Genomic DNA, 26,883 nt, shown 5'->3' on the forward strand with positions numbered 1-26,883 from the left:
ACGTGAGAGGTGAGGCGTGAGACCGTTTCGCTTTTAGATTTTTACCGAAAACCTCAATGACTTTTTTTTCAAGCGTTGGGGTTTTATTGTTAAATTTAACATATGAAAATAGTAATTTTAATAATATCCCTTTTAATTAGTTTCTGTAGTTTTTCACAAGACTTAACTTGTTCAGATTTTAAAAATGGAACGTTTTATGTTGATCCTGAGGAATATATCCCGGTTGGCTATAAAATTATTAGAGAGGGAACGAGCCAAATTGAAATTGTGGAAGATCCAGAAAATAAATTAGGAGAAGATTTTAATAAAACCTCCTATGAAATTATTGAATGGATTGACGATTGCACATACAGATTAAAATACGACGAAACAAAAATGAAACTTTCTGATTATCAGCAATTTTTAAATGATAATAATGGTATTTTAACTGAGCTTATTAAAATAGATGGAAAATGTATGTATATAAAATCAACTCTAAATGTAAATGGAGAAATACAAAGGATTGACAGCAAGATGTGCCTTGAATAAAAAAAGACCCGTCAGGTTTTGAAAACCTGACAGGTCTGATTATTTTTCAATTAAATTTGAAATTAAAGTTCTAGCAAATCATTCGTTTTTCGAACGCCTTCAGCACTTTGTTTCATATGTGCTTTTTCAGCATCGCTTAATTCAAGTTCTACTATTTTTTCAATACCGTTTCGGCCCAAAATAACTGGAGCGCCAATACAAATATCTTTTAAACCGTACTCGCCATTAAGCATTACCGAGCAAGGGAATATTTTCTTTTGATCGCACGCAATAGCTTGTACCAAACCAGAAACCGCTGCTCCCGGAGCGTACCAGGCCGAAGTTCCCAATAATTTAGTAAGCGTAGCTCCACCCACTTTGGTATCTTCCATTACCTGATTTAATCTTTCTTCAGAAATAAATTTACTTACGGGCACACTATTTCTAGTTGCCAAACGCGTTAAAGGAACCATTCCCGTATCGCTGTGGCCACCGATAACCATTCCGTCCACATCACTAATTGGAGCGCCCAAGGCCTCTGCTAAACGATATTTAAAACGTGCGCTATCTAATGCGCCACCCATTCCAATAATTTTATTTTTATCTAATCCGGATGTTTTATGAACCAAATATGCCATAGTATCCATCGGGTTGCTCACTACAATTATAATAGTATTTGGAGAGTGCTTAACCAGGCTTGAAGAAACATCCTTAACAATGCCGGCATTAATTCCAATCAATTCTTCGCGTGTCATCCCCGGCTTTCGCGGAATTCCGCTAGTGATTACACAAATATCGCTTTCTGCAGTTTTTGAATAATCATTGGTTACGCCCGTTATTTTTGTGTCGAACCCGTTTAAGGAAGCAGTCTGCATCAAGTCCATCGCCTTTCCTTCGGCAAATCCTTCCTTAATGTCCAACAAAACTACTTCGCTTGCAAAATTCTTGATGGCAATGTACTCAGCACAACTTGCGCCAACAGCACCTGCTCCTACAACTGTTACTTTCATAATAAATGTTTATTGTTTAAAGTATTTCCCGCGAAGGCGGGAATCTGTTATTGTTTATTTAATAGCTCATTTTAAGCTTAGCACAAAAGTACTATTATCTACTTAAAATAATGAAAATAAAGGGTTAAAAACTAAAAAGCCCATTTCTAAATAATTCAGAAATGGGCTTTTAAAAGTATATATACTTAGTTACACATCAATATTCGCATAAATTGCATTTTTCTCAATAAACTCACGTCGCGGTGGAACTTCATCGCCCATAAGCATTGAGAAAATTCTATCCGCTTCAGTTCCGTTATCAATGGTAACTTGGCGCAATGTGCGGAATTCGGGATTCATTGTGGTGTCCCAAAGTTGTTCTGCGTTCATTTCACCCAGACCTTTATAACGTTGAATGGAAGCACTACCTCCATATTCTTCGTTCAGCCTATCGCGTTCTTTATCGCTCCAAGCATATGCTTTTTTGGCACCTTTTTTTATTAAATAAAGAGGCGGCGTAGCTATATAAACACAACCCGCTTCAACCAGCTCACGCATATAACGGAAGAAGAACGTTAAAATTAAAGTTGCAATATGACTACCATCCACATCGGCATCACACATAATTACTACTTTATGATATCGTAATTTTTCAAGATTTAACGCTTTACTATCCTCCTCGGTTCCAATAGTAACCCCGAGGGCAGTATAAATATTTCGGATTTCTTCGTTTTCAAAAACTTTGTGGTGCATTGCTTTTTCCACGTTAAGAATTTTACCTCGAAGCGGTAAAATAGCCTGAAAATTACGATCGCGACCTTGTTTGGCCGTTCCCCCTGCAGAGTCACCCTCTACGAGAAATACTTCGCATTTTGCAGGATCCTGTTCGGAGCAATCTGAAAGTTTTCCTGGCAAACCACCACCGCTCATAACAGTTTTGCGCTGTACCATTTCACGTGCTTTCCGCGCTGCGTGGCGTGCTTGCGCCGCTAAAATTACTTTTTGGACTATGGTTTTTGCATCGTTAGGATGCTCTTCCAAATAATTCTCGAGCATTTCAGACACTGCTTGACTTACAGCTGCAGTTACTTCACGGTTACCTAATTTGGTTTTTGTTTGTCCCTCAAATTGTGGCTCTTGAACTTTCACCGAAATAATGGCCGTTAAGCCTTCACGGAAATCGTCGCCCGCAATCTCGAATTTTAATTTATCGAGCATTCCAGAAGCATCGGCGTATTTTTTTAAAGTTCGCGTAAGCCCAGCACGGAACCCAGAAAGATGAGTACCTCCTTCGTGAGTGTTAATATTATTTACATACGAATGAAGATTTTCGTTAAAAGAAGTATTGTAAACCATAGCAACCTCAACAGGAATATCATTCTTTTCGCCTTCCATTGAAATTACTTCGGCAATAATGGGCTCGCGGTTTCCATCTAAAAAGCGGATAAATTCCTTTAAACCTTCTTTACTGTGAAATTTCTCGCTAACAAATTCGCCTTTATCATCTGTTTGGCGCTTATCGGTTAGATAAATGGTTAAGCCTTTATTTAAAAACGAAAGCTCGCGCATTCTGCTCGCAAGTGTATCGTAACTAAATTCGAGTGTTTGTTTAAAAATTTCGGGGTCTGGCTTAAAGTTAACTATGGTTCCTCTAAAATCGGTTTCACCAATAGATTTTACAGGATACATAGCCTTACCGCGTTCGTATTCCTGCTGCCATATTTTGCCATCGCGATGCACTGTTGCGGTCAAATGTCCAGAAAGTGCGTTTACAACAGAAACTCCAACTCCGTGCAATCCACCAGAAACTTTATACGAATCTTTATCGAATTTTCCACCTGCTCCAATCTTGGTCATTACCACCTGCAGTGCCGAAACGCCTTCCTTTTTATGAGTGTCTACCGGTATTCCACGACCGTTATCTTTTACGGTAATTGAATTATCCTCGTTTATCCACATTTCAATGGTATCGCAATAACCTCCCATAGCTTCATCTATAGAGTTATCTACCACCTCATAAACCAAATGGTGCAACCCGCGTGGGCCTACATCGCCAATATACATGGAGGGGCGCATGCGCACGTGCTCCATTCCTTCTAACGCTTGAATCTGATCGGCGCCGTAACTACCTTTTTTCTGTTCTTCGCTCATATATTAATTTGAATGATTTTCAGTATTTTTCGTAACGAACAAATATAACCAAATCACCAATAAAATTAAGGGTTTGCGTAATTTATAAGCGATAAGTTATTAACAAATATCTGTGAAAAAACGCCTTTTTTTAAGCGGTTCGCACCGGCTTCATATTTTGGTGTAATAGTTGTGTACTATTTTCGACCAATTAAACGTTTTTAACTTAAAATATTTAAAAATTAAAAAGACAAGTATTGGATTACATTTCATTTTTTGAATTTCCAATAAAGTTGTATTTTTCTAACATTCTTAAACCAAATAACAATGACAAAAATATTTCTATTTAGTTGCTTTGCAATCTTTTCTATCGCCTTTCAAAATCTAAATGCACAGAGTTTTCCACAAATGGACGCCTCGCCAATGGATCTTGCAATGGCACGACCCGACAAAAATAGTCCGCCAATTGCAAGAGTAATTTACAGCCGCCCCCAGAAAAAGGGACGTGATGTATTTGGCGATTTGGTACCGTATGATGAGGTATGGAGAACAGGTGCAAATGAGGCTACCGAACTTACTATTTATACCCCGCTAAAATTTGGTAAAACCACTTTAACCCCCGGCACATATACACTTTATACCATACCCGGCGAAGACCAATGGACTATTATTGTTAATAGCGACACCAATGTTTGGGGTGCGTATAGCTATAAAAAAGAAAAAGACGTGGCTAGAATAACAGTTGAATGCAAAGATGCCGCCGCCCCTATTGAATCATTATCTATGATATTTAGGCCCGAAAATAACGGAACAACCCTATTAATTGGTTGGGACGACCATTATGTGGAAATTCCTTTCAAAAAAGCCTGAGGACTTTTTTAAAAGAAATTTCAATTTCCAAATCACAAGCACCAAATTCCAATGAAATTACAATCTTTAAATTCACGAAATTATAAATTTGGAATTTGTGTTTTGGAAATTAATTTTTTAGGGAATATTCAAATATTTATGCGTTTGTAACGAAACCTTCCATTTTGGGTTTTGCATGACGTAATCTACAATTAACGGACTCATTTTTTCGCGTTTGCTCCACTCTGGCTGCAAGTACAAAATACAGTTTTCATTTACTTTTGCAGCTTGTTCTTCCGCAAACCGAAAATCATCTTTGTTAAAAACAATTACTTTCAGTTCGTTCGCAACTTTATAGACCGCTTCTGTGGGTAGTTTCATTTTTTTGGGAGAAAGGCATATCCAATCCCAGGTACCTGTTAATTTATAGGCGCCAGAAGTTTCAATATGAATTTGCATTCCCTGTGCTTTTAGCATCTTAGTTAGTGGGTCCATATTCCAAGTAAGCGGCTCGCCTCCCGTAATTACAATTGTTTTTGAATATTCTGCTGCATTTTCAACAATCTGACCTATGGGCGTAGGCGGGTGTAATTCCGCATCCCAACTTTCTTTTACATCGCACCAATGGCAGCCTACATCGCAACCACCAACACGAATAAAATACGCGGCGGTTCCTTTGTGAAAACCTTCGCCCTGAATGGTGTAAAATTCTTCCATCAACGGAAGCATAACCCCTTTATTTACCAATTTTTGAACTTCTTCTGTCATCGCTGCAAAAATACTTTAATTGTAATTGAAAACTCAGAAACTCAGGCACCAAATTGCAAATTAATTTGAACATGCAAAAAGTTAAAAAACAAACGCCAGTTACATTTATTCAATGCTGGTTACAAGTAACCTGATTCAAAAAAATTTCAATTTGTTTTTTATTTCAAATTTAGTATTTAGAGATTTGGAATTTATATTTCGTTACTTTTGCGCAAAACTTAATTCCATGGCAGACAAACAGGTTTTTTTTGATTATATCAACGATGGTTATAAAACCAAAGGAGACTACATAAATCTCGGTGCCGCAATGCTCAACGGCGAAACTGTAAAAGATGCTTATGTAAAAGTTCCGCTAAAAACTTTAAACCGTCACGGGCTCATTGCGGGTGCTACTGGAACTGGAAAAACCAAAACCCTTCAAATTATTGCAGAAAACCTTTCTGACAAAGGAATTCCAGTACTGTTGATGGATATAAAAGGCGATCTTAGCGGAATTGCGCAACCGGGTGCAGACCATCCAAAAATCCAGGAGCGCCATAATGCAATAGGTTTTCCGTTTGAAGCAAAAAACTTTCCAGTTGAAGTATTAACCCTGTCAGACCAAGATGGCGTTCGCCTTCGTGCAACCGTTAGTGAATTTGGCCCTGTTTTACTTTCCAGAATTTTAGATTTGAGCGACGTACAATCGGGCATTGTTTCGGTAATTTTTAAATATTGTGACGACCACAAAATGCCGTTGCTGGATTTAAAAGATTTCAAAAAAATATTACAGTACACCACCGATGAAGGCAAAGAAGAATTTGCAAGCGAATACGGCAGGATTTCATCTTCTTCCACCGGTGCAATTCTTCGAAAAATAGTTGAATTAGAACAGCAAGGCGCCGATTTGTTTTTTGGCGAAAAATCGTTTAATACGGACGATTTGCTTCGAATAGATGAAAACGGAAGAGGCTTTATAAACATTATTCGTTTAACCGATATCCAGGATAGGCCAAAACTTTTTTCAACATTTATGCTCAGCCTGTTGGCAGAAATTTATGCAACTTTCCCCGAACAGGGTGATAGCGGCAGGCCAGAGCTCGTTATATTTATAGACGAAGCCCATTTAATATTTAACCAAGCGAGCAGTTCGTTACTGGACCAAATTGAAAGTATTGTAAAACTTATACGTTCTAAAGGTGTGGGGCTCTATTTTGTAACGCAAAACCCAACAGATGTTCCAGACGCAGTGCTGAGTCAACTCGGGTTAAAAATTCAACATGCCCTCCGCGCATTCACGGCAAAAGACAGAAAAGCAATTAAGCTTACTGCCGAGAACTATCCTATTTCAGAATATTATAAAACCGACGAAGTTTTAACTTCTTTGGGAATTGGAGAAGCATTAATTAGCGCCCTAAACGAAAAGGGAATTCCAACGCCTCTGGCACGCACTATGCTCCGGGCACCCATGAGCCGTATGGATATTTTAACAGATACGGAATTAAAAAGCCTATTAAATACGTCGAAATTAATTCCGAAATACAACGAAGTTATAGATCGCAGAAGCGCCTATGAAATGCTAACAGAGAAAATTGAAGAAGCAAATCGCGAAGAAGCAAAAGAAAAAGCTGAAAAAGAAAAAGAAGCCGCCAGAAAAAGTACTTCTAGCAATAGACGAAGCACCTCTCGCCGACGCAGCACTGTAAATCCGTGGATAAAAACCCTCTCCAGTCCTACCGTAATACGTAGTGTATTAGGGATATTGGGGAAAATGATGCGGTAACTTTACGTCGTTTTATCCACACATATCAATCAAATATTTAACAATTAATAGAAATAAAAAATACAATGAAAAAACTACTGATTATAGCCCTTGTTAGCCTCGCTTTTATTCAATGTGGAGAAGACAGTGATCCATTTTTAATTCAAAATGGCGCCATTGGCAATCTAACCAAGGAAATTAAAATAAAGCAGGTAGATTCAATTTTTGCCTCAGATTCTATTGTAAAAATAAATTCCTCGCCCAATGCTCTCGAAACACAAGGTGAAGTTGCAATTTATGAAAATGGCGGAAAACAATTATTACTGCTTTCACCTCAAAAGGAAAACGATCCTAATTCACCCATAACCAATATTCAGGTTTTGGATCCTCGTTATAAAACTGATAAAGGCTTATCTACCGCAAGTACTTTTAAAGATGTAAAGGCCAATTACACCATAGACAATATAGAAACAACAATTAACGCTGTGGTTATATTTTTAAAGGAAACTGACGTGTATTTAACCATTGATAAAAAAAGCCTTCCGGAAGAACTCCGTTACGATATGAATCTAGAAGTAGAAGCTAATCAAATTCCTGATGAGGCTCCAATTAAATATTTTATGATTGGCTGGGAACCTTCTACCGAATAGATTTTCCTGCAAAGATTTTGTTAAGGTTCATTACTGAACAAACCTTTTCCTTTAATTTTAATCTAGTTAACCATCAAAACAATTAAATTATGATTAAGATTTTAGGATTTATTTTAACTATTGCAGGCGGAATAGGCCTTATTCTAGGAATACTGAGCGTATTTGGCAGTATGGAAGTTGGCATGAGCCCATGGGCACTAATTATTCTCGGAATAGTTTTCTTCTTCGCCGGAATTGGTTTGCTAAAAAACAAAAAAGACACAGACCAAACATAATACTCAATAAATATTAAGAGCCTTTTGCTGTGCAAAAGGTTTTATCTTTTAAAAAAACTGTTATGCCAGATTCAAGAATTAAAAACGAAGACCAATACGAAGCACTTCGCGATAAAGGGTATAGTAAAGAAAAAGCCGCTCGTATTGCTAATACTGAAAATGCCGGAAAAAAGGGAGGAAAATCTGAACCCTATGAAGAATGGACCAAAAATGAGCTGTATGATCAGGCTAAGAATGTTGGTATTGAAGGCCGATCAAAGATGAATAAAAATGAATTAATCCACGCATTAAGAAACAATTAATGATCCATACACTACGGCCTTTCCATCTCGCAATTCCGGTAGATAATCTAGAACGCTGTCGCGACTTTTATAAAAATACACTAGAACTTACTGAAGGACGCAGTAGCGATCATTGGGTTGATTTCAATTTTTTCGGACATCAGCTAGTCATTCATTTAAAGGATACGGTCGTTCAGGAAAACAAATCGGCAAACCCTGTTGATGGTAAACAAGTGCCCGTTCCCCATTTTGGGGTTGTGCTGGATATGGAAACCTTTAAGGTATTTTCTGAAAAACTAATTCAAAAAAACATTACCTTCATCATTGAACCATATATACGATTTAAAGGACAAGTTGGCGAACAGGCCACCATGTTTTTTAAAGATCCTGCAGGAAATGCTTTGGAATTTAAGGCTTTTTCAAACGCAACCCAATTATTCGCAAAATGAACAAGCAAATACCACCACAAATTATTCGACAAATATTTGTAATCCTGCTCATTTTATTTATGGGCAGCCTTATTTTTAGAGAGCTATTGCCATACCTAACGGGGGTTTTAGGAGCTATCACGATTTATGTTTTAATGCGCAAATGGATGACCAAGTTGGTGAAAGTTAAAAAGTGGAATTCTTCGTTAGCCGCGGCATTTTTAATGTTTTTATCGTTTGTTGGCATTCTTATACCCATAGCAGGTATAATCTTAATGCTTACAAATAAAATTGGCGATGCCGTACAAAATTCGGCAGCCGTAATTAGAGCACTAAAGGAACAATTAGGCAAGATTGAAGACAGCGTAGGTTACGATCTTAATTCACAAATAGACCCCTCTGCCATAACAGGTTGGCTTTCAGAAAACTTACAAAGTCTGGCAGGTGGCACCTTTAATGCATTTATCGCCATTGGGCTTATGTATTTTATGCTCTATTACATGCTAACCAACCGCAAAGATTTAAGAGCTTCTTTAAAAGAATACATCCCAATGGACAGGGGCAACTTAAAAGAGATAGGCATAGAAGTTCAGGCCATGGTGCGTTCAAATGCCTTGGGAATTCCGTTGGTTGCCATAGCACAGGGATTCGTAGCCTTAATAGGCTTTTTGATTTTTGGTATTGCGGATCCTTTCTTTTGGTTCGTAATTGTTACTATTGGCAGTATGATTCCCTTTGTTGGAACTTTGGTGGGAATTCTTCCGGTTTTTGTTCTTACACTTTCCACCGGCCACGATTTTCAGGCATGGGGGATACTTATTTATGGCTTTGTAGTAGTAGGTTCAACAGATAATATTATTCGTCTTTATGTACTCAAAAAGTTAGATAATGTACATCCTTTAGTTACCTTAATAGGAGTAATTGTGGGCGTTCCATTGTTTGGCTTCATCGGGTTAATATTTGGGCCACTGCTCATAAGCCTCTTTATGGTTATCGTTAGAATTTACAGAACAGAATACGGAAAAACCGATGTTTACGATTCAGAAGAAAAACTCTAAAATTTCATTTTAAGTCACAATTTTTAAAATATAATTGCTCGTAAAGTATTTATAACAAAATTTTAAAAGTATTCGGTTTACAATTAATTACTTTTAAAACAGAAAAAATAAAAACGTATGCTTTTCGGAAAAAAGAAAAATAAGAAATCGTCTAACATTGCTATGATGGACTCTAAGGTAAACGAAGATTTTGTGGAAGAAAAAGTCACAAAAATAAAAGATGAAGATGTTGAATTGGTAATGGATAATGAAGAAGCCATTTCAAAGAAATTGAGTAGCGCCAGTCCGTTGAAAAAATATAAAGAACTTGGAAAAATCATGTTCGCAATGTTAAAAGACGTAAAAAACGGCACCTATCCAAATATGCCTTGGTTTACCATTGCAACGGTAGCGGTAGCCTTACTTTACATATTAAACCCAATGGATTTAGTTCCAGATTTTATTCCAGGCGTTGGTTATATTGACGATTTGGCTGTACTTTCTATTGGAATGGGCTGGATAGAAACCGATTTACACAAGTATCTAGATTGGCGCTTAGCTGAAGAAAAAGAAGCTTAAGCCTTTCGCTGTTCTCTTGCAAGCAATGTATTTTTTAAAAGCATGGCAATGGTCATTGGCCCTACGCCACCCGGAACGGGCGTTATAAAAGACGCTTTTTTGCTAACATTTTCAAAATCTACATCGCCAGTAATTACATACCCTTTTGGATGCGTTGGATCTTCAACTCGCGTAATTCCAACGTCAATAATAACTGCATCGTCTTTGACCATTTCGGCCTTTAAGAAATTGGGAACCCCCAATGCCGAAATAATAATATCTGCTTGCGTAGTTATCTGCGCAATGTTTTTTGTATTGCTATGGGTAAGCGTTACAGTACTGTTTCCCGGCCATCCTCTACGACTCATCAAAATACTCATGGGGCGACCTACAATATGGCTTCTCCCGATAACAACCGTGTGTTTGCCTTTGGTATCTACTTCGTATCGTTGAAGCAATTCTAATATCCCGAAAGGGGTTGCGGGAATAAATGTACTCATATCCAGAGCCATTTTGCCGAAGTTTTCGGGATGAAATCCATCTACATCTTTTGAAGGATCTACAGTTAAAAGTACTTTCTGTGTATCAATTTGAGGCGGCAATGGAAGCTGAATAATAAAACCATCTATTGCATCGTCTTCGTTTAAATCTTTAATTGTTTTTAACAACTCCAATTCGCTAACAGTCTCGGGCAAATTAATAAGGGTAGATTCAAAACCAACACGTTCGCAAGCTCTAACTTTACTGCCAACGTAAGTAAGGCTAGCCCCGTCGTTACCTACTATAACTGCTGCAAGATGAGGCACCTTTTCGCTGTTGGCCTTCATTTTATCTACTTCTGCAGCAATTTCATTTTTTATGTCGTTTGAAACTTTTTTTCCGTCTAGTATTGTCATTTGTAAAAGTATTCAGTGGCAGTTGCAGTTTGCAGAAATTCAAACTCCAAATTTGCCAGGATTATCAATCATATAATTTATTAGCCTGCCTATTTCTTCACTTCTTTTATTGGGATCAGTTTCCATTTCAACTGAAATATAGCCTGAAGACATAGTAAATTGTAGCCAAAATTGTGTTTCAGAATTCTCTGCATCGCTATCGATCAACTTACTGATGAAATGCTTTACGTATCTTCTTTTTCGGTAAGCTTCAGCAATATTGGCACAGACAGAACGTGAACTTCTTCGAATTTGGTCAGTAAGTGAATAAGTTTCCTCTTTGGGAAAGGTTTTGGAGATTTCAAATTTTCCATTGAAAGTGCAAATCCTTTTTGATACGCCAATAAAGTTTTGAAACTCATGTTTAACTAAACTTAAAATTGAAACAACTGCCTACTACTACTGAATACTGCTACTTATTTCAACGCATCTTCCCCATTGCCTGCATCATCTTTCTTCCGCCGCCACCTTGCATCATCTTCATCATTTTACTCATCTGGTCAAATTGTTTAAGAAGCTGATTTACCTGTTGAACGCTCGTACCGCTACCTTTGGCAATTCGCTTTTTTCGGCTGCCATTTATTACTGACGGCTGCGTTCTTTCAGTGGGAGTCATAGAATGAATAATGGCTTCAATACCTTTAAAAGCATCATCGTCTATGTCAACATCTTTTAATGCTTTTCCAGCTCCGGGAATCATTCCCACCAAATCTTTCATACTACCCATTTTCTTCACCTGTTGAATTTGGCTCAGAAAATCGTCAAAACCGAATTGGTTTTTTGCAATTTTTTTCTGAAGTTTTCGCGCTTCCTCTTCATCAAATTGTTCTTGCGCCCTTTCTACAAGCGAAACAACGTCTCCCATACCAAGGATTCGGTCTGCCATACGTGCGGGATGAAATACATCAATCGCATCCATCTTTTCGCCTGTACCAATAAATTTAATAGGTTTATCTACAACACTTTTAATTGAAATTGCAGCTCCACCTCGGGTATCACCATCTAATTTTGTAAGTACAACTCCGTCAAAATTTAATCGCTCGTTAAAGGTTTTTGCCGTATTTACAGCATCCTGCCCCGTCATGGCATCTACTACAAATAGTGTTTCATGCGGATTAATTGCCTTATGTACGTTTGCAATTTCGGTCATCATCGCTTCATCTATGGCAAGACGTCCGGCGGTATCTACAATTACCACATTAAAACCATTCTGTTTAGCGTGTGCAATTGCATTTTGTGCAATCTGAACTGGATTTTTATTTTCGGGTTCGCTGTAAACCTCAACCCCTATTTGATCACCAACCACGTGCAATTGGTTAATTGCCGCAGGACGATATATATCGCAGGCAACCAAAAGTGGTTTTTTTGTTTTTTTGGTTTTTAGGTAGTTCGCAAGCTTTCCAGAGAAAGTAGTTTTACCACTACCCTGCAAACCAGACATTAAAATAACGGTTGGTGTACCGCTTAAATTGATGCCGGCAGTTTCACCGCCCATTAATTCGGTTAATTCGTCCTTTACCAATTTTACCATTAACTGGCCGGGCTGTAGGGTGGTAAGCACGTTTTGACCCAATGCTTTTTCCTTTACAGTATTGGTAAATTCCTTAGCAGTTTTAAAGTTAACATCGGCATCTAAAAGTGCGCGGCGTACTTCCTTTAAAGTTTCGGCTACGTTAACTTCGGTAATGCTGCCGTGACCTTTTAGTACGTGCAGTGCTTTATCTAGCTTATCGCTTAAATTGTCGAACATAATCTTCCTTTCTTTTTACGAGGTGCAAAGATAAAAAAAAGAAGGCAGTAATCATTGTATTAGCTACGCTCTACAAAGTGTTTTTTTACCATTCAGTAAAACACCCCTTCTATAGTGGGAAAATTTATCGATAAAAGTTCAATTTTCACAAATATTTCATAAAACGAGATGGTAAGTATCTTGTGCCTTTTAAATTATGTCATGGTTTTGGTATCTTGCCAGCTCTTAAAAATTATATGGTAAAATCAAAAATACTCTCTCCGTTTCAGAAGTTCGTCAACCTTCAAAGTTCCACAGGAATTTTATTGCTGGCAACCACCATTATTGCATTAGTTTGGGCAAATTCTGCATTTGCCGATAGTTACCAAGATTTTTGGCAATACGAACTCGGAATTGTTACAGACGGTTTTGAATTGAGAAAACCCCTTCTACTATGGGTGAACGATGGGTTAATGGCCATTTTCTTTTTCTTGATTGGACTAGAAATAAAACGTGAATTTTTAATTGGCGAGCTCAATTCTACCAAAAAAGTAATGTTTCCTCTTTTTGGCGCCATTGGTGGGATTGCACTTCCTGTAATTTTATATATTGTATTAAACCAAAACCCCGAAACGCTAAAAGGCTGGGGAATTCCGATGGCCACAGACATTGCATTTTCGTTGGCAATTTTAAAAGTTCTCGGAAATAGAGTGCCTTTAAGCTTAAAAATATTTTTAACAGCCTTTGCAATTGTAGACGATTTGGGCGCGGTATTGGTAATTGCTGTATTTTATAGCGGCGACTTAGATATGCTAATGCTGGGCTCCGCCTTAGGATTGCTCGCAATTGTTTACTTTTTAAGCTATAAAGGTTTATACTTTGAGTTTTTAACCATTATTGCAGGATTTGTGGTTTGGTTTTTATTTTTGAAAGCTGGCCTTCACCCTACCCTGGCCGGAATTTTAATGGCCTTTGCCGTACCGGTGCGCCAAAAAATTAGCACATTTGAATTTACCGATCAATTAGACAGTATTGTGGGTAATTTAAAAAAGAGCAACATTCTTCAAAAACCTGTGCTTTCGGCAGAGCAATTAGATTTAATTGACGATTTAGAAGACTGGTCCGATAAGTACCGCTCTCCCTTACAAGTATTAGAACACAAGCTTCACAATTGGGTGGCATATTTAGTAATTCCTGTTTTTGCGCTTGCCAATGCAGGTGTGGCACTTAATAGTAATGGCAGCATGGATTTAGAATCTGCCCTCGTTATTAACATTATTATTTGCTTAATTTTAGGGAAAAGTATAGGTATTTCTACAGTTATTTTTGTTGCCAGAAAACTAAAAATTATAGAAGTACCCGCAGATATTACCAACAAACAAATTATCGGGGTATCCTTCTTGGCCGGTATAGGTTTTACAATGGCCATATTTATTGCCGGACTTGCATTTAACAGTAGCCCCGAGTATATAGATTCGGCTAAAATCGGTATTTTAATAGGCTCCTTTCTTTCCGCAATTATTGGGTTTAGTATTCTTCGGTTTAAGACTGTAAAAGGAACTTTTGACCATACGCGATAATCAATGTAAAAAGAAATTCAACTTTTTTTGATTTGGCAGCAGTGCAACTTCAACATTGCAAATTCGCGTAATAATCTTGTGTGTTGGCAATTATATAATGCAGTTCCATGTATATACTACTGCTAGTTCTGTAATATAGTTATTTTGAATTTTAACCCGTGTGTAATTCCGAAGTTGGCTTCAATTCAAAAAATGGTTTTATGCCTGCCGAATAAAAAATTTGGAAAACAATCATTCCAAAGCAGAATTTAGGTTATTCAAAACACTATTCTTTCATTCAACACATTTCCGACCAATTCAGCACTATTTTAAATTAATTTTCAGCTTGAAAACCAAATTTAAAAATTCAATAGTATGATAAAATCATTACAATTTCTCAGTATTTTCATTTCCATATTAGTTATTGAAAAAAGCGCTTCGCAGTCTTTTGAAGAAACCACTTTTCCAGACATTACCACAACGCCTTCCGCCTCGCGAAGTGCCAATTTTATTGATGTAAACGGCGATGGCTGGGACGATATATTTTTTACCAATGGGCCAACTGCTGGGCAAAATAATATGCTATATTTAAATAACCGCGATAATACGTTTACCACGGTAACCGCCGATGATATTGTCTTGGACAACGACCGCTCGGACGGAGCGAGTTTTGCCGATGTTGACAATGATGGCGATTTAGATGCCTTGGTTGTAACGTACGGAAGAAACGGCACGGGCAAGAAAAACTATTTTTACCGAAACAATGGCAATGGCACTTTTACCTACGAGCCTGATAACGCCATCGGAATTCCGCTAACGTATTCTGAAATGGCGAATTGGATAGACCTCAACAACGACCAGTACCTGGATGCTTATATTACAAATAGTGTGGTTTCCACTCGAAACCTGTATTTTGAAAACCAAGGAAATGGTTCTTTTGAAGCGGTTACCGGCTTATCTATAACCAGCGAAACGCTTGCCTCACGATCTATAAATTGGATAGATTACGACGGCGACGGCGACAGCGATTTATTTGTAGCGAATGAAAATAATGCAAACAATTCACTTTTTAGAAATGATGGCCCCGATAATTTTACAAAAATTACAGATCTTTCCATTACCCAAAATGGCAAAAATTCTGCAGGTAGCTCGTGGGCAGATATTGACAACGATGGCGATTTCGACCTGTTTATTGCCAATTGGAACGGACAGAATAACCAGCTTTTTATAAATGAAAACGGAACTTTTATAGAGCAAACAAGTTCTGTGATTGCTTTGGAAATGGGAAGCTCCTTTGGTTCTGCCTTCGCCGATGTTGACAACGATGGCGATTTGGATCTTTTAGTATGCAACGCCTATTTTTCGGGGCAAGAAACAAATTCACTTTTTATAAATGACGGAACTGGTACGTTTCACAAAGATACGAGCAGCAGTTTGGCAAACCATCAAGGTAATACTTTTGGATGTGCGTTTGGCGATTACAACAACGATGGTTGGCTAGATGTGATTTTGGCGAATACTTTAAACGAAAACCAAAACAATTCGGTATTTACGAATACGGGAAGTGGCAATAACTGGATTAAAATTCGCTGTGTTGGGAACCCTTCAAATAATTCGGCAGTGGGGGCAAAAGTTCGCATTAAAGCTACAATAAACGGCACCCAAGTATGGCAAACCCGCCAAATTGAAGCTGCAAGTGGCTATTGCAGTCAAAACAGTTTTACAAATCATTTTGGTTTGGGGGATGCAATAAATGTTGATGAAATTGAAATATATTGGCCATCGGGAGCCGTGGAAACTTTTACCGATATTGACGAAAACAACACGTACTTAGTAATTGAAGGCAATGGAATTCAGTTAGGAACAAACACGCAATTAAAACACGGTTTTGTTATTTATCCCACGCCGGCAAATGATGTTTTGGTTATCAATTTTCGAAAAGATGAAATTTATTCAAAGGTTGAAATTTTCGATATAAACGCAAGAAAAGTAAAGGAAAAATTTAATTCAGGTGCAGCTTCTATAGAAATGGATATTAGCCATTTAAGCCCCGGAACATATGTTTTAAAAATTAGTAACAATGGTAAAATTACTTCGCAAAAAGTAATAATTAATTAAAAACCTTCTGTTCCTAAATGTTGGTTTATTAGTAAACGTGTTGAATTTTTAATATGAAACTTCAGCACGTTTTTGCTATCTTCACTTGGTATATTTTTTAAACCGAATGAATCTATTACGCACAAATTCCACCAATCCGGATTTTATTAAATTAATTTTATTGCTCGATAAGGAACTTTCTATTCGCGATGGCGATGATCACGCCTTTTACGATCAATTCAATAAATTAGACGCAATAAAGCACACCGTTGTTGCTTTTAATAAAGATGGGCAAGCCGTGGGTTGTGGCGCTATCAAACAATATGCTCCAAATGTAATGGAAGTAAAACGCATGTTTGTTTTATTGGAGCAACGGGGCAAAGGAATTGCGGGCAAAATTTTAAACCATCTGGAAATCTGGGCAGCTGCATTGGGCAATAAAAAATGTATTTTGGAAACGGGTATTAACCAACCCGAAGCCATTGCCCTGTACAAAAAATGCAACTATACCATAACCGAAAATTACGGGCAATACAGTAAGGTTGCTACAAGTATCTGTTTTGAAAAAATCCTGAATTAAGCTATACAAATGAAAATAAAATCGAACGCAACATCCAACGAGCTTTCATCGCCGTTTTATAAAATAAATGCAGAATTCTGTAGCGAATTTGAAAAATACATTGCCACAAAAAATGGTAAAGTAAAAGGCAACTACAATGCGTGGTCCTATTTAGTTGAAGGCAAAATTACGAGTCCAAAGTCTTGGTATTTAAAATATAAAAAAGCTACATACACTTCTGCTGGCAACCTGTTGCTTTCTTCAAAAAAGCAAAATTTGCTAACAATGGTTGAATGGTCCTCTCCGTGGCAGTTATCGACAAGTTCCAATTTCTCAATTAATAGAAAAAACAGTGGAAGTTTTTTAAAAAAACCATTAAATCGTGATACAAATGACTTTCTCTATTCAAATAAATATATTATCACAAATGGCGAATCGAATACAACACTTCTAAAAAAACTCTATACAAACTTAGAGCCCCTCTTTATTTCTGGAGAAGTTTATTCAATACATATTAAAAATGACAGCCTTCTAATTTCCTTACGAACCGATAAACACCATTTCGAAATTTTTGAAAAACTATTAAATTTATAAACCGGAATGAAAAACTCAAACGATTCCATAAAATTAAAAGATGCCGTAGCCATCGGAATTGGTGGAATGGTTGGGGGTGGAATTTTTGCAGTTTTAGGCTTGGCTGTTTCTTTAGCAAAAGGAGGTACGCCCGTGGCATTTCTTTTTGCCGGAATTATAGCGCTACTTACCGCTTACAGCTATTCTAAATTATCATTGGCATTTCCCGACAGAGGCGGTACTGTGCGTTTTGTAAACGAGGGTTTTGGTAGAAGTATTTTTAGCGGCGGCATTAACAATGTACTCTGGATAAGCTATATTATTATGCTTTCGTTGTACGCCAGTGCGTTTGGGTCTTACGCGCCAAATTTAATCGCTGTAACTGGCAGCCCAGAGATAGACACCCATATTTTTGTAAGTAGTGTTGTTTTATTGGCTACGATAATAAATTATTATAGTTTAAAGGTTGTGGGTGAGATTGAAAGTCTCGCGGTATTTGTAAAATTATTTATCCTTTTAGCTTTTGCTGGCTTAGGAGTTTACGGACTTTTTGGCAATGTAAACCTCGGTCAACTTAACCCCGCAAATTGGGAGGGACCGTTGCAGCTTCTTACCGGAGGAATGGTAATATTTATAGCCTACGAAGGCTTCGAACTAATTGCCAATGCCGTTCCCAACTTAAAACGTCCCGAGAAAAATGTTCCCCGCGCATATTTTATTTCTGTGGGATTTGTGGTTTTATTATATATTCTTATTGCTATAGTAACCGTAGGTTCTTTGAGTTTTGATAAAATTTCAGCGGCAGAAGATTACGTTTTAGCAGCCGCGGCGAAACCGATGATTGGCCAAATTGGTTTTGCAATAATGACCATTGCAGCATTGATTTCAACATTTTCAGCAATTAATGCCAGCTTATACGGAGGGAGTCGCGTGAGCTATGAACTCGCGGAAGACGATGAATTGCCGCACTCCTTTACAGACCAATTTTGGAATAAGCCTATTGGCCTATTAATTACTGTTATACTTACACTTTTAACCGCCAACTTTCTCAATCTTGAAAGTATTTCAACTTCAGGCAGTGCTGGTTTTCTGCTAATCTTTGCTGTTGTAAATTATGTGAGTTTTAAAAAAGCCGGAAAAATAAATGCCAGCAAAACCATTAGTTTAATAGGAGCCATCCTCTCTGCCATTGCTTTTATAGTGTTGATAATCCAGCAAAGTAATTCTAATTTGTTGGGTGTGTCTATTTCCTTGACAATTATCTGTATCTGCTTTATAGCAGAATGGCTATATAAAAAGAAAGTTTCAAAAACCAATTAATAAAATATCAATTTTTTTTTAAAATCTATTGCGTTTTAAATGTTTAATCGTAATATTGCAATGAACTTATAAAGCTATCATGGGAATTACAAAAACTGAAATATTTACCGAGCAACAAAACCAGATTGCAACATTTGCCAAAGCTTTCGGGCATCCGGCAAGAGTGGCCATTCTTCAACATTTATTTAAAATAAACACTTGTATTTGTGGCGATCTGGTAGAAGAAATTGGCTTGGCGCAACCCACCATCAGTCAGCATTTAAAGGAACTTAAAAACCTAGGTTTAATTAAAGGCAGTATTGAAGGCACCAGTATTTGTTATTGTATTAATACAGATAATTGGACAAATATGAAGGAAGTAATGCTTCAGTTTTTGGACCAAGATGTTTCTACTGAAAAATGCTGCTAAGTTTTAACTGAAAAATTCAATTTAAAGAAATTCAAAATGAAAAACGAGCAAGAATTAAAAGATATCGTAAAAAACCGATATGCCAAAATAGCCGAGCAGGGAAAGGCTGAAAATGCAGCTTCCTGTTGTGGTGCAACTACTCCTTCGAATAAAGTTTATAACATAATGATGGACGATTATTCGGAAACGAGCGGATATATGGAAGACGCCGATTTAGGATTGGGTTGTGGCCTGCCGACGCAATTTGCCAAGATTGATAAAGGCGATACCGTAATAGATTTGGGTTCCGGCGCCGGTAACGATTGCTTTGTTGCAAGACACGAAACTGGCGTTGAAGGAAAAGTAATTGGTATAGATTTTACACCAATAATGATTGAAAAAGCGCGAGCAAATGCCGAAAAATTGGGGTACAACAATGTAGAATTTCGCGAAGGAGACATAGACGCAATGCCCTTAAGCAACGACGTTGCAGACGTAATAGTGAGCAATTGTGTTTTAAATCTTGTTCCGAACAAACAAAAAGTTATTACCGAAATTAGCCGAGTCTTAAAACCAGGCGGACACTTTAGTATTTCTGATATTGTTTTGGAAGGAAACCTTCCCGATGCCCTAAAAGAAGACGCCGAAATGTACGCCGGATGCGTGGCAGGGGCCATTCAAAAAACCGAATATTTACAATACATTAAAGAAGCAGGGTTTCAAAACATTGTTATTCAAAAAGAGAAGCCAATCGTAATTCCGAATGACATTCTTGAAAAATATCTCTCTGCTGAAGAAGTAAAGGGTTTTAACAATGCTGGCACAGGTATTTTTAGCATTACAGTGTATGCCGAAAAGCCTGGAACAAAAACCGAAAAACCAAAATTAAAAATGGTTGATTTGCAGGAAGAAGTTTCTAGCTGTGCTCCAAATTCCGGGTGTTGCTAACACATAAAAATACAGGCTTATTCTGGGAGCTTCAGGAGTATTTCGAAAAGTTAGAGACAGCAAACCTCTCTGAAGAACGCAAATTGCTTTTAAACTCGATAACGGAATATATTGCAAGTAAGGCTGCCGCAAACTACGCTATTCGGCTCAATTTTATCTGTACGCACAATTCGCGACGGAGCCATTTGGCCCAAATCTGGGCGCAAACTGCGGCAGCCTATTTTAATATAGACGAGGTTTTTTGTTATTCTGGAGGTACGGAAGTCACCGCTGTTTATCCCATGGTGATAACTACCTTAGAAAATGCAGGTTTTAAAATCTCTAAAGAAAATAAGCTCAGTAATCCACTTTTTAAAATTACCTATTCTGAAACTGCGCCACCTATTTTTGCGTTCTCGAAAAAATACAGTGATGCTCCTAACCCCAAAAGCCACTTTGCGGCGGTAATGACCTGTGGGCAGGCCGATGCTGGTTGTCCCTTTGTAGCAGGATCGGAAAAGCGATTTCCGCTATTATATGAAGACCCGAAAATTTCTGATGGCACACCGCAGCAACAGCGAGTTTATAAAGAACGCAGCGAGCAGATTGCTACAGAGATGAAATATATATTTTCAAAAATCGCTTTATAAAATGAACCATCCTAAGAAATTAAATTTTTTAGACAGTTACCTCACCCTTTGGATTTTCATTGCCATGGCCCTAGGAGTAGGCATTGGCTATTTTGCTCCAAATTTTCCATATTTTTTGAATTCTTTCAATAGTGGCAGTACAAATATCCCTATTGCAATCGGTTTAATTTTAATGATGTATCCGCCATTGGCAAAGGTTAATTACGTCCTTTTGCCCAAGGTTTTTCAGGATGTTAAAGTGCTTTCAATTTCATTAATATTAAATTGGATTATCGGTCCTGTTTTAATGTTTGTTTTAGCAATTACATTTTTACGCGATTATCCAGAATATATGGTAGGGCTTATATTAATTGGTCTGGCACGGTGCATCGCAATGGTATTGGTTTGGAACGATCTAGCGGAAGGCAGTAGCGAGTACGGAGCAGGATTGGTAGCGCTTAACAGTATTTTTCAGGTATTTGCCTATAGCTTTTATGCCTGGCTTTTTATTACTGTACTGCCACCATATTTTGGTTTTGAGGGTGCCATTGTAAATATTTCAATAGCTACGATAGCCGAAAGTGTCGCTATTTATTTAGGAATTCCATTTTTACTTGGCATATTGAGCAGGGTAATTTTAGTGCGATGGAAAGGAGAAACGTGGTACACTACCAAATTTATTCCTGCTATTTCGCCTCTTACACTAATAGCCTTACTATTTACAATCATTGTAATGTTTTCGTTAAAAGGTGAATTGATTGTAGAAATTCCTTTGGATGTACTCCTAATTGCAGTACCACTATTAATTTATTTCATAATAATGTTTCTTATTGGTTTTTTCCTTTCTAAAGCAATAGGAACCACTTATAACAAAACTGCGTCAATTGCTTTTACGGCCGCCGGCAATAATTTTGAACTGGCAATCGCCGTGGCTATCGCTGTATTCGGATTAAATTCTGGGCAAGCATTTACGGGAGTAATTGGGCCTTTGGTAGAAGTACCGGCACTTATTTTATTAGTTAGGGTTTCTTTTTGGTTACGGAAGAAATATTTTACAAAAAGTGAATTGTGATAATTTCAGAAAATTATAATTTCGAGGTTATTTGGTAGTCCGGAAGGTAAATTTTGCCATCATGAATGTTAAGTTTACGTCAAGTTATATTTATATATGCCACTTTTTTTCTACACTTGGTTAAAATTAAAAATGGCGCAACTTTTATTTACATATCGCTTCCGCGATTCAACTAAAATTTTAAAAACGCTTTTGGTACTTGTTGCCATTTCACTTTCCAGCAGTATGTTTTCGCAACGATTGCTATTGGACGGAAAAATTAGCACCGCAGACGCAATTGATGTTGAAGGAGTTACTGTTTTTAACATATCTTCAAACAAAGGTACCATAAGTGATGCGGCTGGAAACTTTAAAATTGCGGTTGCGGTAAACGATACCCTTTCGGTTTCGGCTGTACAGATTGAAAACACAACGCTTGTTATAGGGGAAGAGCAACTACTCAACAAAAAAATCAGCATTAATCTGAGCGAAAAAATGAACCAACTAAGTACCGTAACTCTAAGGCGCCCACTCACCGGCTATATAGGCAGCGACGCGAATATAATACCCATTGAAGCCCCTATAACCGCCACCTCCATTGGCTTGCCAAATGCAGATTTGCCAAAGCTCTCCAAAACCCGACGCCAATTATACGCCGCAACCTCCGGGCCAGTAGATGCACTTTTAAATATGATTTCTGGGCGAACCAAAATGCTGAAAAAACATTTGGAATTTGAAAAAACTGCCGCGTTGACCCTAAGTTTATTGGAAAAGTTTCCCGAAAGTTATTTTATCGATGGATTAAAAATAGGAAAACTCAACATCTATTCATTTATTTTTTTCTGTGAAGACGATCCCAAATATCAAACAGTCATGAAACAAAGTACTATAGAAATAATAGACTTTTTGGAAGCTAAGAGTGAAGAATATCGGCGTGAATTGCGCGAACAATAAATATCAAATTCTTTTAAAACTAAATTTATTTTGAAGTAAATAGCTATAGGCTACAACAATAAAAGCTGTTAAAATCTTTGACGGCGTAGGATAAAAACCAAAACCATCTACGAAAATTTTCAAGCAGATATAGTTTAGCACCAGAGCTCCCATACCTACCATAAAATATCTAATAAACTGAGTTTTCCAAGGTAAATTTGAAGCTTGAAAAGTAACGTATTTTTGAAGCAAAAAACCCGTAACGAATGTTATCGGAAATACCAAAAACAGGGAGGCAATATGTGGACTAAGCACTATAAAATGCAGATCCAGATTCTTTTTGGCAAAGATGAAATTGTAGCTAATAAAATACAGCAAAGTATCGAAAACAAGGTTGCCACCACCACAAGCTGCATATCTATAAGTTTTTAAAGGTAACAACCACCGAAACAAAAAATAGAAGGAATCAATAAATTTAATAATGCTGTTTTTCATACCTAATGAAGCGCAAAGTTACGCATAAGCACGGTACAGCGTTTCATTTTAGGTAGAGATATTGCGCCATAAATTTGCACAGTAATCTACTATGTGTTTAAATAGAAAAATAGATGTAACCCATTAATTATCAGATTAAAATAGCGATTGTTTTAAAAATTGAAAAAGAATATTTCTTAATTTTATTGCTTAATCAAATCAACAAACATTATGAAAAATCAATTTTTAAGTCTAGCATTGATTTGCATGCTTACTGCTTGCGACAAAAAAAAGGACGAGGCTGAACCCAAATTGTACGAAGCCCAAGAAACAGAAATTGTAGAATCTGCTATAAAACGGGGCGAACTTTTAATAAGTGCAGTGGGTTGTCACGATTGTCATTCGCCTAAAAAAATGACCGATCGCGGCCCCATTCTCCATCCAGATCTACTTCTTTCGGGGCATCCCGCAGATGAGGCAATACCAAACTATGACCTTGAAACCGCTAAAAACTTTGTATTGTTTACACCTGGTCTTACTGCATCCGTGGGACCCTGGGGCACCTCTTTTGCAGCAAATATAACTCCGGACGATACTGGTATTGGAGGGTGGACGGAAAAGGAGTTTTTAACATCAATCAAACACGGTAAGTACAAAGGCATGGAAAACGGGAGAAACCTTTTACCTCCAATGCCATGGCAAACCATTTCACAATTACCTGAATCTGATTTAAAAGCAATGTTTGCATATTTACAAACGATAAAACCCGTGAAAAATCTCGTACCGCCACCAATTCCACCGAAGAAATAAACAAACTATTTATCTACACTCGCTAAAATTTAAAAAAACAAGACCGTCTATTTACGTGTTCAATTGTATCAATTGCGCGTAAATAGACGGTTTCATTTTAAACTGGGTTCAGATTAAAGGCAGATTGAACTACCTTCTACCTCTATTTCTGCCACTATTCTGTTTCTTGCCTTGGGCGGATTTTTTAGATTGTGCATTCCTCCCACGACTGTGACGATTTGCCCTTTGTTGTTTCTTTTCTTCCTCAGCAGCTTTTACATCGGCCATGGTTTCTGTGGGTTGAAAGTCGGGAAGGGTTTTGGGCTGCAGCCGTTCGCCAATCAACTTTTCAATATCCTTTAAATAGCCAACCTCATCTAGACTTACCAATGAAAGTGCTTCACCACTGGCCCCTGCCCTTCCGGTACGGCCAATACGGTGCACATAATCTTCGGAAACGTTTGGCAATTCATAATTAATTACGTGTGGCAACAATGGAATATCCAATCCTCTAGCTGCAATATCGGTTGCTACCAAAACGCGTATTCTTCCCTCTTTAAATCCAGAAAGCGCTCGTGTTCGGGCGCCTTGACTCTTATTACCGTGAATAGCGGCAGAAGTAATTTTCGCCTTTTCAAGTTTTTCGCTCAAACGATTGGCACCGTGCTTGGTTCGTGTAAAAACGAGTACTTGTTTCCAGTTTCCTTCCGAAATTAATTTTATGATTAATTCTGTTTTTTGTGCTTTATCTACCCGATATACGGTCTGATCAATTTTTTCAACGGTTGTATTTTCTGGAGTAGCTTCAACTAAAACAGGATGATGAAGAAATTCATTTGCCAGTTTTTTTATTTCTTTCGAAAAAGTTGCGGAGAAAAGCAAATTTTGTCTTTTAGAAGGAAGTAGCGCCAGAATTTTTTTAATATCGCGCAGAAAACCCATATCGAGCATTCTATCGGCTTCATCCAATACAAGAATTTCTACTTTTGAAAGGGAAAGCGCATTTTGATTTTCCAAGTCCAGCAATCTACCGGGTGTTGCTACCAATATATCCACCCCATTTCGCAATGCCCTAATTTGTGGATTTGCACCCACGCCACCGAAAATAACGGTAGAACGCAAGTCTGTATATTCGCTATATTCTTTAAATTCATCCTGCACTTGCGCCGCAAGTTCGCGCGTTGGGGTAAGTATTAATGCTCTAACAGGTCTTTTCCGAAAAGCGGGTTCGCTATTTAAAATTTGTAAAATGGGCAATGCAAAACCAGCGGTTTTTCCACTTCCCGTTTGTGCCGATGCCAACACATCTTTGCTTTCTAAAATTAAGGGAATTGCTTTTTGTTGAATTGCCGAAGGTGTTTCATATCCTTTTTTGCTAATTGCTTTTAGCAGGGCATCGGAAAGCCCAAGAGATTTAAATGTCATAAATTATTTTAAGATGTAGACCGCTGCGCTTGGAGATAGTATATCGCGGCGCTTTTAGAATTCGGTCTTTTTAAAAACCATTAAAACTAAGAAGACGGTTTTAATAAGGGGCGAAGATACGGTTAATTTTCTGCACCGTAAGTTTTATTATTGCAGTGGAATTTTTCTAGCATATTCTTTCCGAGGCTGCTTTTAACTAAAAAACATATTAAAACTTTTAAAACATAGCGAAATCGTGAAAGTACGTGAATGCTACCCAATCTTCGTGGTAAAATGCACCCATTGGTACCCTTAATAATTTTTAACAATAAATAAAGATAACTCAGCCTTTTTTAATACATTTGGAATGAAGCTTAGTGCTTTATCCTCCCCACTACATTGTATATCCTCAGGCCATGTTTGGTTCATGGAGGTTTACAATGCCTGTATTTATTAAAAGAATTTTCAATTGTATTATCCCAAAATAGCGGTTTACGCAATAAATAACGCATACAATATAAGCCTTAAACATAATAAGATGGTAAAGAAAACTTTAATTCCGCTATTTTTAATTTTTATGCTAAACCTTTCATTCGCGCAAGAATGGAATAGCCAATTTGGATCGCCCGTGGTGATTTTAACCGAATATAACCCTTGGGAAATGGTTATTGGTTCTGATGTGCCAACCATAGCCATTTACAAAAGTGGTAATATTATATATCAATTACCAAAAAAGAAAATGTCAAAATTTTATACGGTAAACTTAGATTCAATTCAGACTCAAAACTTAATCAATAGTTTGGGAATAACAGATAGTCTTTCTAAAATGACAGCATATGTAGAAACAACGAGTTTAACGGATCAACCTACAAACGAATTAATTCTAAATTTTGATCAGCCCAACACAAAAGGGGTGTATGGCGATTTAAGAAACAGTAATGCGGCTAGAGCGAAAACTCCAAGCTACTTTTTAAACGTTTTCGACAAATTAATTAACTACAAAAATAAAGAAGCTACTGAGTGGCTCCCCGAAACAATTGAAGTGCTTTTAACAGATTACAACCACTCTGTTGAAACACCAAAGAATTGGCCCGAAAACTGGCCTAATTTAGATAGTGAAACCACAATTAGAAGAAGCGAATTTCTATACAGTGTTTATTTATCAAAATCAAATTTTGAAGAATTTTTAACCTTATTGAATTCACTAGAAGAAAATCAAGCAGTGGTATTGAACGGTAAAAAATTTTCAGTTTCGTATCGATTGCCATTCCCAAATTTAAAATAAACTAATTTGCGTTAAAAC

General features: G+C 37.4%; 30 protein-coding genes. 21 read left to right on the top strand and 9 right to left on the bottom strand.

The features are described 5' to 3' along the window. The first annotated feature begins 102 nt into the window (after positions 1-102). Positions 103-528 carry a hypothetical protein gene (locus VZD24_RS12175; RefSeq protein WP_342687772.1) on the top strand — a complete coding sequence of 142 codons (426 nt, stop codon included), beginning with the start codon at positions 103-105 and terminating at the stop codon, positions 526-528. Positions 529-590: 62 nt separating this feature from the next. On the opposite strand, the gene mdh is transcribed toward VZD24_RS12175, so the two are convergent. After that, complete coding sequence (mdh, locus tag VZD24_RS12180; protein WP_342687773.1) at positions 591-1,517, bottom strand: malate dehydrogenase; 927 nt, start codon at positions 1,515-1,517, stop codon at positions 591-593. Positions 1,518-1,706: 189 nt separating this feature from the next. Next, entirely contained in the window at positions 1,707-3,647 is a 1,941-nt protein-coding gene (gene gyrB, locus VZD24_RS12185; RefSeq protein ID WP_279450044.1) for a DNA topoisomerase (ATP-hydrolyzing) subunit B, read from the bottom strand. 306 nt (positions 3,648-3,953) lie between these two features. On the opposite strand from gyrB, the gene VZD24_RS12190 reads away from it, so the two are divergent. Continuing rightward, the gene (locus VZD24_RS12190; RefSeq protein WP_279450043.1) at positions 3,954-4,496 is read left to right on the top strand and encodes a DUF2911 domain-containing protein; all 543 of its coding nucleotides are present in this window, start codon (positions 3,954-3,956) and stop codon (positions 4,494-4,496) included. A gap of 117 nt (positions 4,497-4,613) precedes the next feature. Here VZD24_RS12190 and VZD24_RS12195 read toward each other — a convergent pair whose 3' ends face one another. Further along, a complete protein-coding gene (locus VZD24_RS12195; RefSeq protein ID WP_279450042.1) occupies positions 4,614-5,243 on the bottom strand; it encodes a 7-carboxy-7-deazaguanine synthase QueE in 630 nt (209 codons plus the stop codon). A gap of 226 nt (positions 5,244-5,469) precedes the next feature. On the opposite strand from VZD24_RS12195, the gene VZD24_RS12200 reads away from it, so the two are divergent. The 7 genes from VZD24_RS12200 to VZD24_RS12230 all read left to right on the top strand — a co-directional run bounded on the left by VZD24_RS12200 (position 5,470) and on the right by VZD24_RS12230 (position 10,234). Continuing rightward, positions 5,470-7,005 (top strand): helicase HerA-like domain-containing protein, encoded by a 1,536-nt coding sequence (locus tag VZD24_RS12200; RefSeq protein ID WP_279450041.1) that lies wholly within the window; start codon positions 5,470-5,472, stop codon positions 7,003-7,005. A gap of 65 nt (positions 7,006-7,070) precedes the next feature. Beyond that, positions 7,071-7,634: a hypothetical protein gene (locus VZD24_RS12205; RefSeq protein ID WP_342687774.1), complete on the top strand. Its 564-nt coding sequence runs from the start codon at positions 7,071-7,073 to the stop codon at positions 7,632-7,634. An 89-nt stretch (positions 7,635-7,723) separates the two neighbouring features. Continuing rightward, positions 7,724-7,909 (top strand): hypothetical protein, encoded by a 186-nt coding sequence (locus VZD24_RS12210; protein WP_279450039.1) that lies wholly within the window; start codon positions 7,724-7,726, stop codon positions 7,907-7,909. A 62-nt stretch (positions 7,910-7,971) separates the two neighbouring features. Continuing rightward, a complete protein-coding gene (locus VZD24_RS12215; protein WP_342687775.1) occupies positions 7,972-8,211 on the top strand; it encodes a DUF7218 family protein in 240 nt (79 codons plus the stop codon). Further along, positions 8,211-8,639, top strand: a complete 429-nt coding sequence (locus VZD24_RS12220) for a VOC family protein (RefSeq protein ID WP_342687777.1) — start codon at positions 8,211-8,213, stop codon at positions 8,637-8,639. The genes VZD24_RS12215 and VZD24_RS12220 overlap by 1 nt, the downstream gene beginning before the upstream one ends. Then, positions 8,636-9,676, top strand: coding sequence for an AI-2E family transporter (locus tag VZD24_RS12225; protein ID WP_342687778.1), 1,041 nt, complete (start codon positions 8,636-8,638; stop codon positions 9,674-9,676). Before VZD24_RS12220 ends, VZD24_RS12225 begins: the two co-directional genes overlap by 4 nt. Before the next feature lie 117 nt (positions 9,677-9,793). Next, complete coding sequence (locus tag VZD24_RS12230; RefSeq protein ID WP_279450034.1) at positions 9,794-10,234, top strand: YkvA family protein; 441 nt, start codon at positions 9,794-9,796, stop codon at positions 10,232-10,234. On the opposite strand, the gene VZD24_RS12235 is transcribed toward VZD24_RS12230, so the two are convergent. Genes VZD24_RS12235 through ffh form a run of 4 tightly spaced genes read right to left on the bottom strand, consistent with a single transcriptional unit; the run spans position 10,231 to position 12,898 of the window. Next, complete coding sequence (locus VZD24_RS12235) at positions 10,231-11,109, bottom strand: bifunctional 5,10-methylenetetrahydrofolate dehydrogenase/5,10-methenyltetrahydrofolate cyclohydrolase (protein ID WP_279450033.1); 879 nt, start codon at positions 11,107-11,109, stop codon at positions 10,231-10,233. The genes VZD24_RS12230 and VZD24_RS12235 overlap by 4 nt on opposite strands. 39 nt (positions 11,110-11,148) lie before the next feature. Next, entirely contained in the window at positions 11,149-11,400 is a 252-nt protein-coding gene (locus tag VZD24_RS12240; protein WP_373693829.1) for a four helix bundle protein, read from the bottom strand. Then, the gene (locus tag VZD24_RS15250; RefSeq protein ID WP_373693827.1) at positions 11,334-11,510 is read right to left on the bottom strand and encodes a hypothetical protein; all 177 of its coding nucleotides are present in this window, start codon (positions 11,508-11,510) and stop codon (positions 11,334-11,336) included. Before VZD24_RS15250 ends, VZD24_RS12240 begins: the two co-directional genes overlap by 67 nt. A 59-nt stretch (positions 11,511-11,569) precedes the next feature. Continuing rightward, a complete protein-coding gene (gene ffh / locus VZD24_RS12245; protein ID WP_342687780.1) occupies positions 11,570-12,898 on the bottom strand; it encodes a signal recognition particle protein in 1,329 nt (442 codons plus the stop codon). A gap of 236 nt (positions 12,899-13,134) precedes the next feature. On the opposite strand from ffh, the gene nhaA reads away from it, so the two are divergent. The 10 genes from nhaA to VZD24_RS12295 all read left to right on the top strand — a co-directional run bounded on the left by nhaA (position 13,135) and on the right by VZD24_RS12295 (position 22,934). Then, a complete protein-coding gene (nhaA, locus tag VZD24_RS12250) occupies positions 13,135-14,457 on the top strand; it encodes a Na+/H+ antiporter NhaA (RefSeq protein WP_279450030.1) in 1,323 nt (440 codons plus the stop codon). A gap of 354 nt (positions 14,458-14,811) precedes the next feature. Then, on the top strand, positions 14,812-16,554 hold the full coding sequence (locus tag VZD24_RS12255) for a T9SS type A sorting domain-containing protein (RefSeq protein ID WP_342687782.1): 1,743 nt from the start codon (positions 14,812-14,814) through the stop codon (positions 16,552-16,554). Positions 16,555-16,660: 106 nt separating this feature from the next. Continuing rightward, positions 16,661-17,113 (top strand): GNAT family N-acetyltransferase, encoded by a 453-nt coding sequence (locus VZD24_RS12260; protein ID WP_279450028.1) that lies wholly within the window; start codon positions 16,661-16,663, stop codon positions 17,111-17,113. A 9-nt stretch (positions 17,114-17,122) separates the two neighbouring features. Further along, positions 17,123-17,686: a hypothetical protein gene (locus VZD24_RS12265; RefSeq protein WP_279450027.1), complete on the top strand. Its 564-nt coding sequence runs from the start codon at positions 17,123-17,125 to the stop codon at positions 17,684-17,686. Between the two features lie 6 nt (positions 17,687-17,692). Continuing rightward, on the top strand, positions 17,693-18,985 hold the full coding sequence (locus VZD24_RS12270) for an APC family permease (RefSeq protein ID WP_342687783.1): 1,293 nt from the start codon (positions 17,693-17,695) through the stop codon (positions 18,983-18,985). A gap of 79 nt (positions 18,986-19,064) precedes the next feature. Next, positions 19,065-19,394 (top strand): ArsR/SmtB family transcription factor, encoded by a 330-nt coding sequence (locus VZD24_RS12275; RefSeq protein WP_342687784.1) that lies wholly within the window; start codon positions 19,065-19,067, stop codon positions 19,392-19,394. A 36-nt stretch (positions 19,395-19,430) separates the two neighbouring features. Further along, positions 19,431-20,321 carry an arsenite methyltransferase gene (locus VZD24_RS12280; protein ID WP_342687785.1) on the top strand — a complete coding sequence of 297 codons (891 nt, stop codon included), beginning with the start codon at positions 19,431-19,433 and terminating at the stop codon, positions 20,319-20,321. After that, positions 20,312-20,950: an arsenate-mycothiol transferase ArsC gene (locus tag VZD24_RS12285; RefSeq protein ID WP_373693828.1), complete on the top strand. Its 639-nt coding sequence runs from the start codon at positions 20,312-20,314 to the stop codon at positions 20,948-20,950. The genes VZD24_RS12280 and VZD24_RS12285 overlap by 10 nt, the downstream gene beginning before the upstream one ends. A 1-nt stretch (position 20,951) precedes the next feature. Continuing rightward, entirely contained in the window at positions 20,952-22,001 is a 1,050-nt protein-coding gene (gene arsB / locus VZD24_RS12290; RefSeq protein ID WP_279450020.1) for an ACR3 family arsenite efflux transporter, read from the top strand. Between the two features lie 132 nt (positions 22,002-22,133). Then, on the top strand, positions 22,134-22,934 hold the full coding sequence (locus VZD24_RS12295; protein ID WP_342687787.1) for a BamP family beta-assembly machinery protein: 801 nt from the start codon (positions 22,134-22,136) through the stop codon (positions 22,932-22,934). Between the two features lie 3 nt (positions 22,935-22,937). On the opposite strand, the gene VZD24_RS12300 is transcribed toward VZD24_RS12295, so the two are convergent. Next, the gene (locus VZD24_RS12300; RefSeq protein WP_279450018.1) at positions 22,938-23,408 is read right to left on the bottom strand and encodes a GtrA family protein; all 471 of its coding nucleotides are present in this window, start codon (positions 23,406-23,408) and stop codon (positions 22,938-22,940) included. Positions 23,409-23,618: 210 nt separating this feature from the next. On the opposite strand from VZD24_RS12300, the gene VZD24_RS12305 reads away from it, so the two are divergent. Beyond that, the gene (locus tag VZD24_RS12305; protein ID WP_342687788.1) at positions 23,619-24,197 is read left to right on the top strand and encodes a diheme cytochrome c-553; all 579 of its coding nucleotides are present in this window, start codon (positions 23,619-23,621) and stop codon (positions 24,195-24,197) included. A 129-nt stretch (positions 24,198-24,326) separates the two neighbouring features. On the opposite strand, the gene VZD24_RS12310 is transcribed toward VZD24_RS12305, so the two are convergent. After that, complete coding sequence (locus tag VZD24_RS12310; protein ID WP_342687789.1) at positions 24,327-25,601, bottom strand: DEAD/DEAH box helicase; 1,275 nt, start codon at positions 25,599-25,601, stop codon at positions 24,327-24,329. Positions 25,602-26,118: 517 nt separating this feature from the next. On the opposite strand from VZD24_RS12310, the gene VZD24_RS12315 reads away from it, so the two are divergent. After that, positions 26,119-26,865 carry a hypothetical protein gene (locus VZD24_RS12315; RefSeq protein ID WP_342687790.1) on the top strand — a complete coding sequence of 249 codons (747 nt, stop codon included), beginning with the start codon at positions 26,119-26,121 and terminating at the stop codon, positions 26,863-26,865. Positions 26,866-26,883: the final 18 nt, after the last annotated feature.

The organism is Aequorivita flava, from assembly GCF_038742595.1.
Lineage (GTDB): Bacteria > Bacteroidota > Bacteroidia > Flavobacteriales > Flavobacteriaceae > Aequorivita > Aequorivita marisscotiae.

Bases quoted from the DNA above. Each gene is read 5' to 3' on its own strand.
- VZD24_RS12175 (WP_342687772.1), top strand. From the start codon at position 103: ATGAAAATAGTAATTTTAATAATATCCCTTTTAATTAGTTTCTGTAGT.
- mdh (WP_342687773.1), bottom strand. From the start codon at position 1,517: ATGAAAGTAACAGTTGTAGGAGCAGGTGCTGTTGGCGCAAGTTGTGCT.
- gyrB (WP_279450044.1), bottom strand. From the start codon at position 3,647: ATGAGCGAAGAACAGAAAAAAGGTAGTTACGGCGCCGATCAGATTCAA.
- VZD24_RS12190 (WP_279450043.1), top strand. From the start codon at position 3,954: ATGACAAAAATATTTCTATTTAGTTGCTTTGCAATCTTTTCTATCGCC.
- VZD24_RS12195 (WP_279450042.1), bottom strand. From the start codon at position 5,243: ATGACAGAAGAAGTTCAAAAATTGGTAAATAAAGGGGTTATGCTTCCG.
- VZD24_RS12200 (WP_279450041.1), top strand. From the start codon at position 5,470: ATGGCAGACAAACAGGTTTTTTTTGATTATATCAACGATGGTTATAAA.
- VZD24_RS12205 (WP_342687774.1), top strand. From the start codon at position 7,071: ATGAAAAAACTACTGATTATAGCCCTTGTTAGCCTCGCTTTTATTCAA.
- VZD24_RS12210 (WP_279450039.1), top strand. From the start codon at position 7,724: ATGATTAAGATTTTAGGATTTATTTTAACTATTGCAGGCGGAATAGGC.
- VZD24_RS12215 (WP_342687775.1), top strand. From the start codon at position 7,972: ATGCCAGATTCAAGAATTAAAAACGAAGACCAATACGAAGCACTTCGC.
- VZD24_RS12220 (WP_342687777.1), top strand. From the start codon at position 8,211: ATGATCCATACACTACGGCCTTTCCATCTCGCAATTCCGGTAGATAAT.
- VZD24_RS12225 (WP_342687778.1), top strand. From the start codon at position 8,636: ATGAACAAGCAAATACCACCACAAATTATTCGACAAATATTTGTAATC.
- VZD24_RS12230 (WP_279450034.1), top strand. From the start codon at position 9,794: ATGCTTTTCGGAAAAAAGAAAAATAAGAAATCGTCTAACATTGCTATG.
- VZD24_RS12235 (WP_279450033.1), bottom strand. From the start codon at position 11,109: ATGACAATACTAGACGGAAAAAAAGTTTCAAACGACATAAAAAATGAA.
- VZD24_RS15250 (WP_373693827.1), bottom strand. From the start codon at position 11,510: ATGAGTTTCAAAACTTTATTGGCGTATCAAAAAGGATTTGCACTTTCA.
- ffh (WP_342687780.1), bottom strand. From the start codon at position 12,898: ATGTTCGACAATTTAAGCGATAAGCTAGATAAAGCACTGCACGTACTA.
- nhaA (WP_279450030.1), top strand. From the start codon at position 13,135: ATGGTAAAATCAAAAATACTCTCTCCGTTTCAGAAGTTCGTCAACCTT.
- VZD24_RS12255 (WP_342687782.1), top strand. From the start codon at position 14,812: ATGATAAAATCATTACAATTTCTCAGTATTTTCATTTCCATATTAGTT.
- VZD24_RS12260 (WP_279450028.1), top strand. From the start codon at position 16,661: ATGAATCTATTACGCACAAATTCCACCAATCCGGATTTTATTAAATTA.
- VZD24_RS12265 (WP_279450027.1), top strand. From the start codon at position 17,123: ATGAAAATAAAATCGAACGCAACATCCAACGAGCTTTCATCGCCGTTT.
- VZD24_RS12270 (WP_342687783.1), top strand. From the start codon at position 17,693: ATGAAAAACTCAAACGATTCCATAAAATTAAAAGATGCCGTAGCCATC.
- VZD24_RS12275 (WP_342687784.1), top strand. From the start codon at position 19,065: ATGGGAATTACAAAAACTGAAATATTTACCGAGCAACAAAACCAGATT.
- VZD24_RS12280 (WP_342687785.1), top strand. From the start codon at position 19,431: ATGAAAAACGAGCAAGAATTAAAAGATATCGTAAAAAACCGATATGCC.
- arsB (WP_279450020.1), top strand. From the start codon at position 20,952: ATGAACCATCCTAAGAAATTAAATTTTTTAGACAGTTACCTCACCCTT.
- VZD24_RS12295 (WP_342687787.1), top strand. From the start codon at position 22,134: ATGGCGCAACTTTTATTTACATATCGCTTCCGCGATTCAACTAAAATT.
- VZD24_RS12300 (WP_279450018.1), bottom strand. From the start codon at position 23,408: ATGAAAAACAGCATTATTAAATTTATTGATTCCTTCTATTTTTTGTTT.
- VZD24_RS12305 (WP_342687788.1), top strand. From the start codon at position 23,619: ATGAAAAATCAATTTTTAAGTCTAGCATTGATTTGCATGCTTACTGCT.
- VZD24_RS12310 (WP_342687789.1), bottom strand. From the start codon at position 25,601: ATGACATTTAAATCTCTTGGGCTTTCCGATGCCCTGCTAAAAGCAATT.
- VZD24_RS12315 (WP_342687790.1), top strand. From the start codon at position 26,119: ATGGTAAAGAAAACTTTAATTCCGCTATTTTTAATTTTTATGCTAAAC.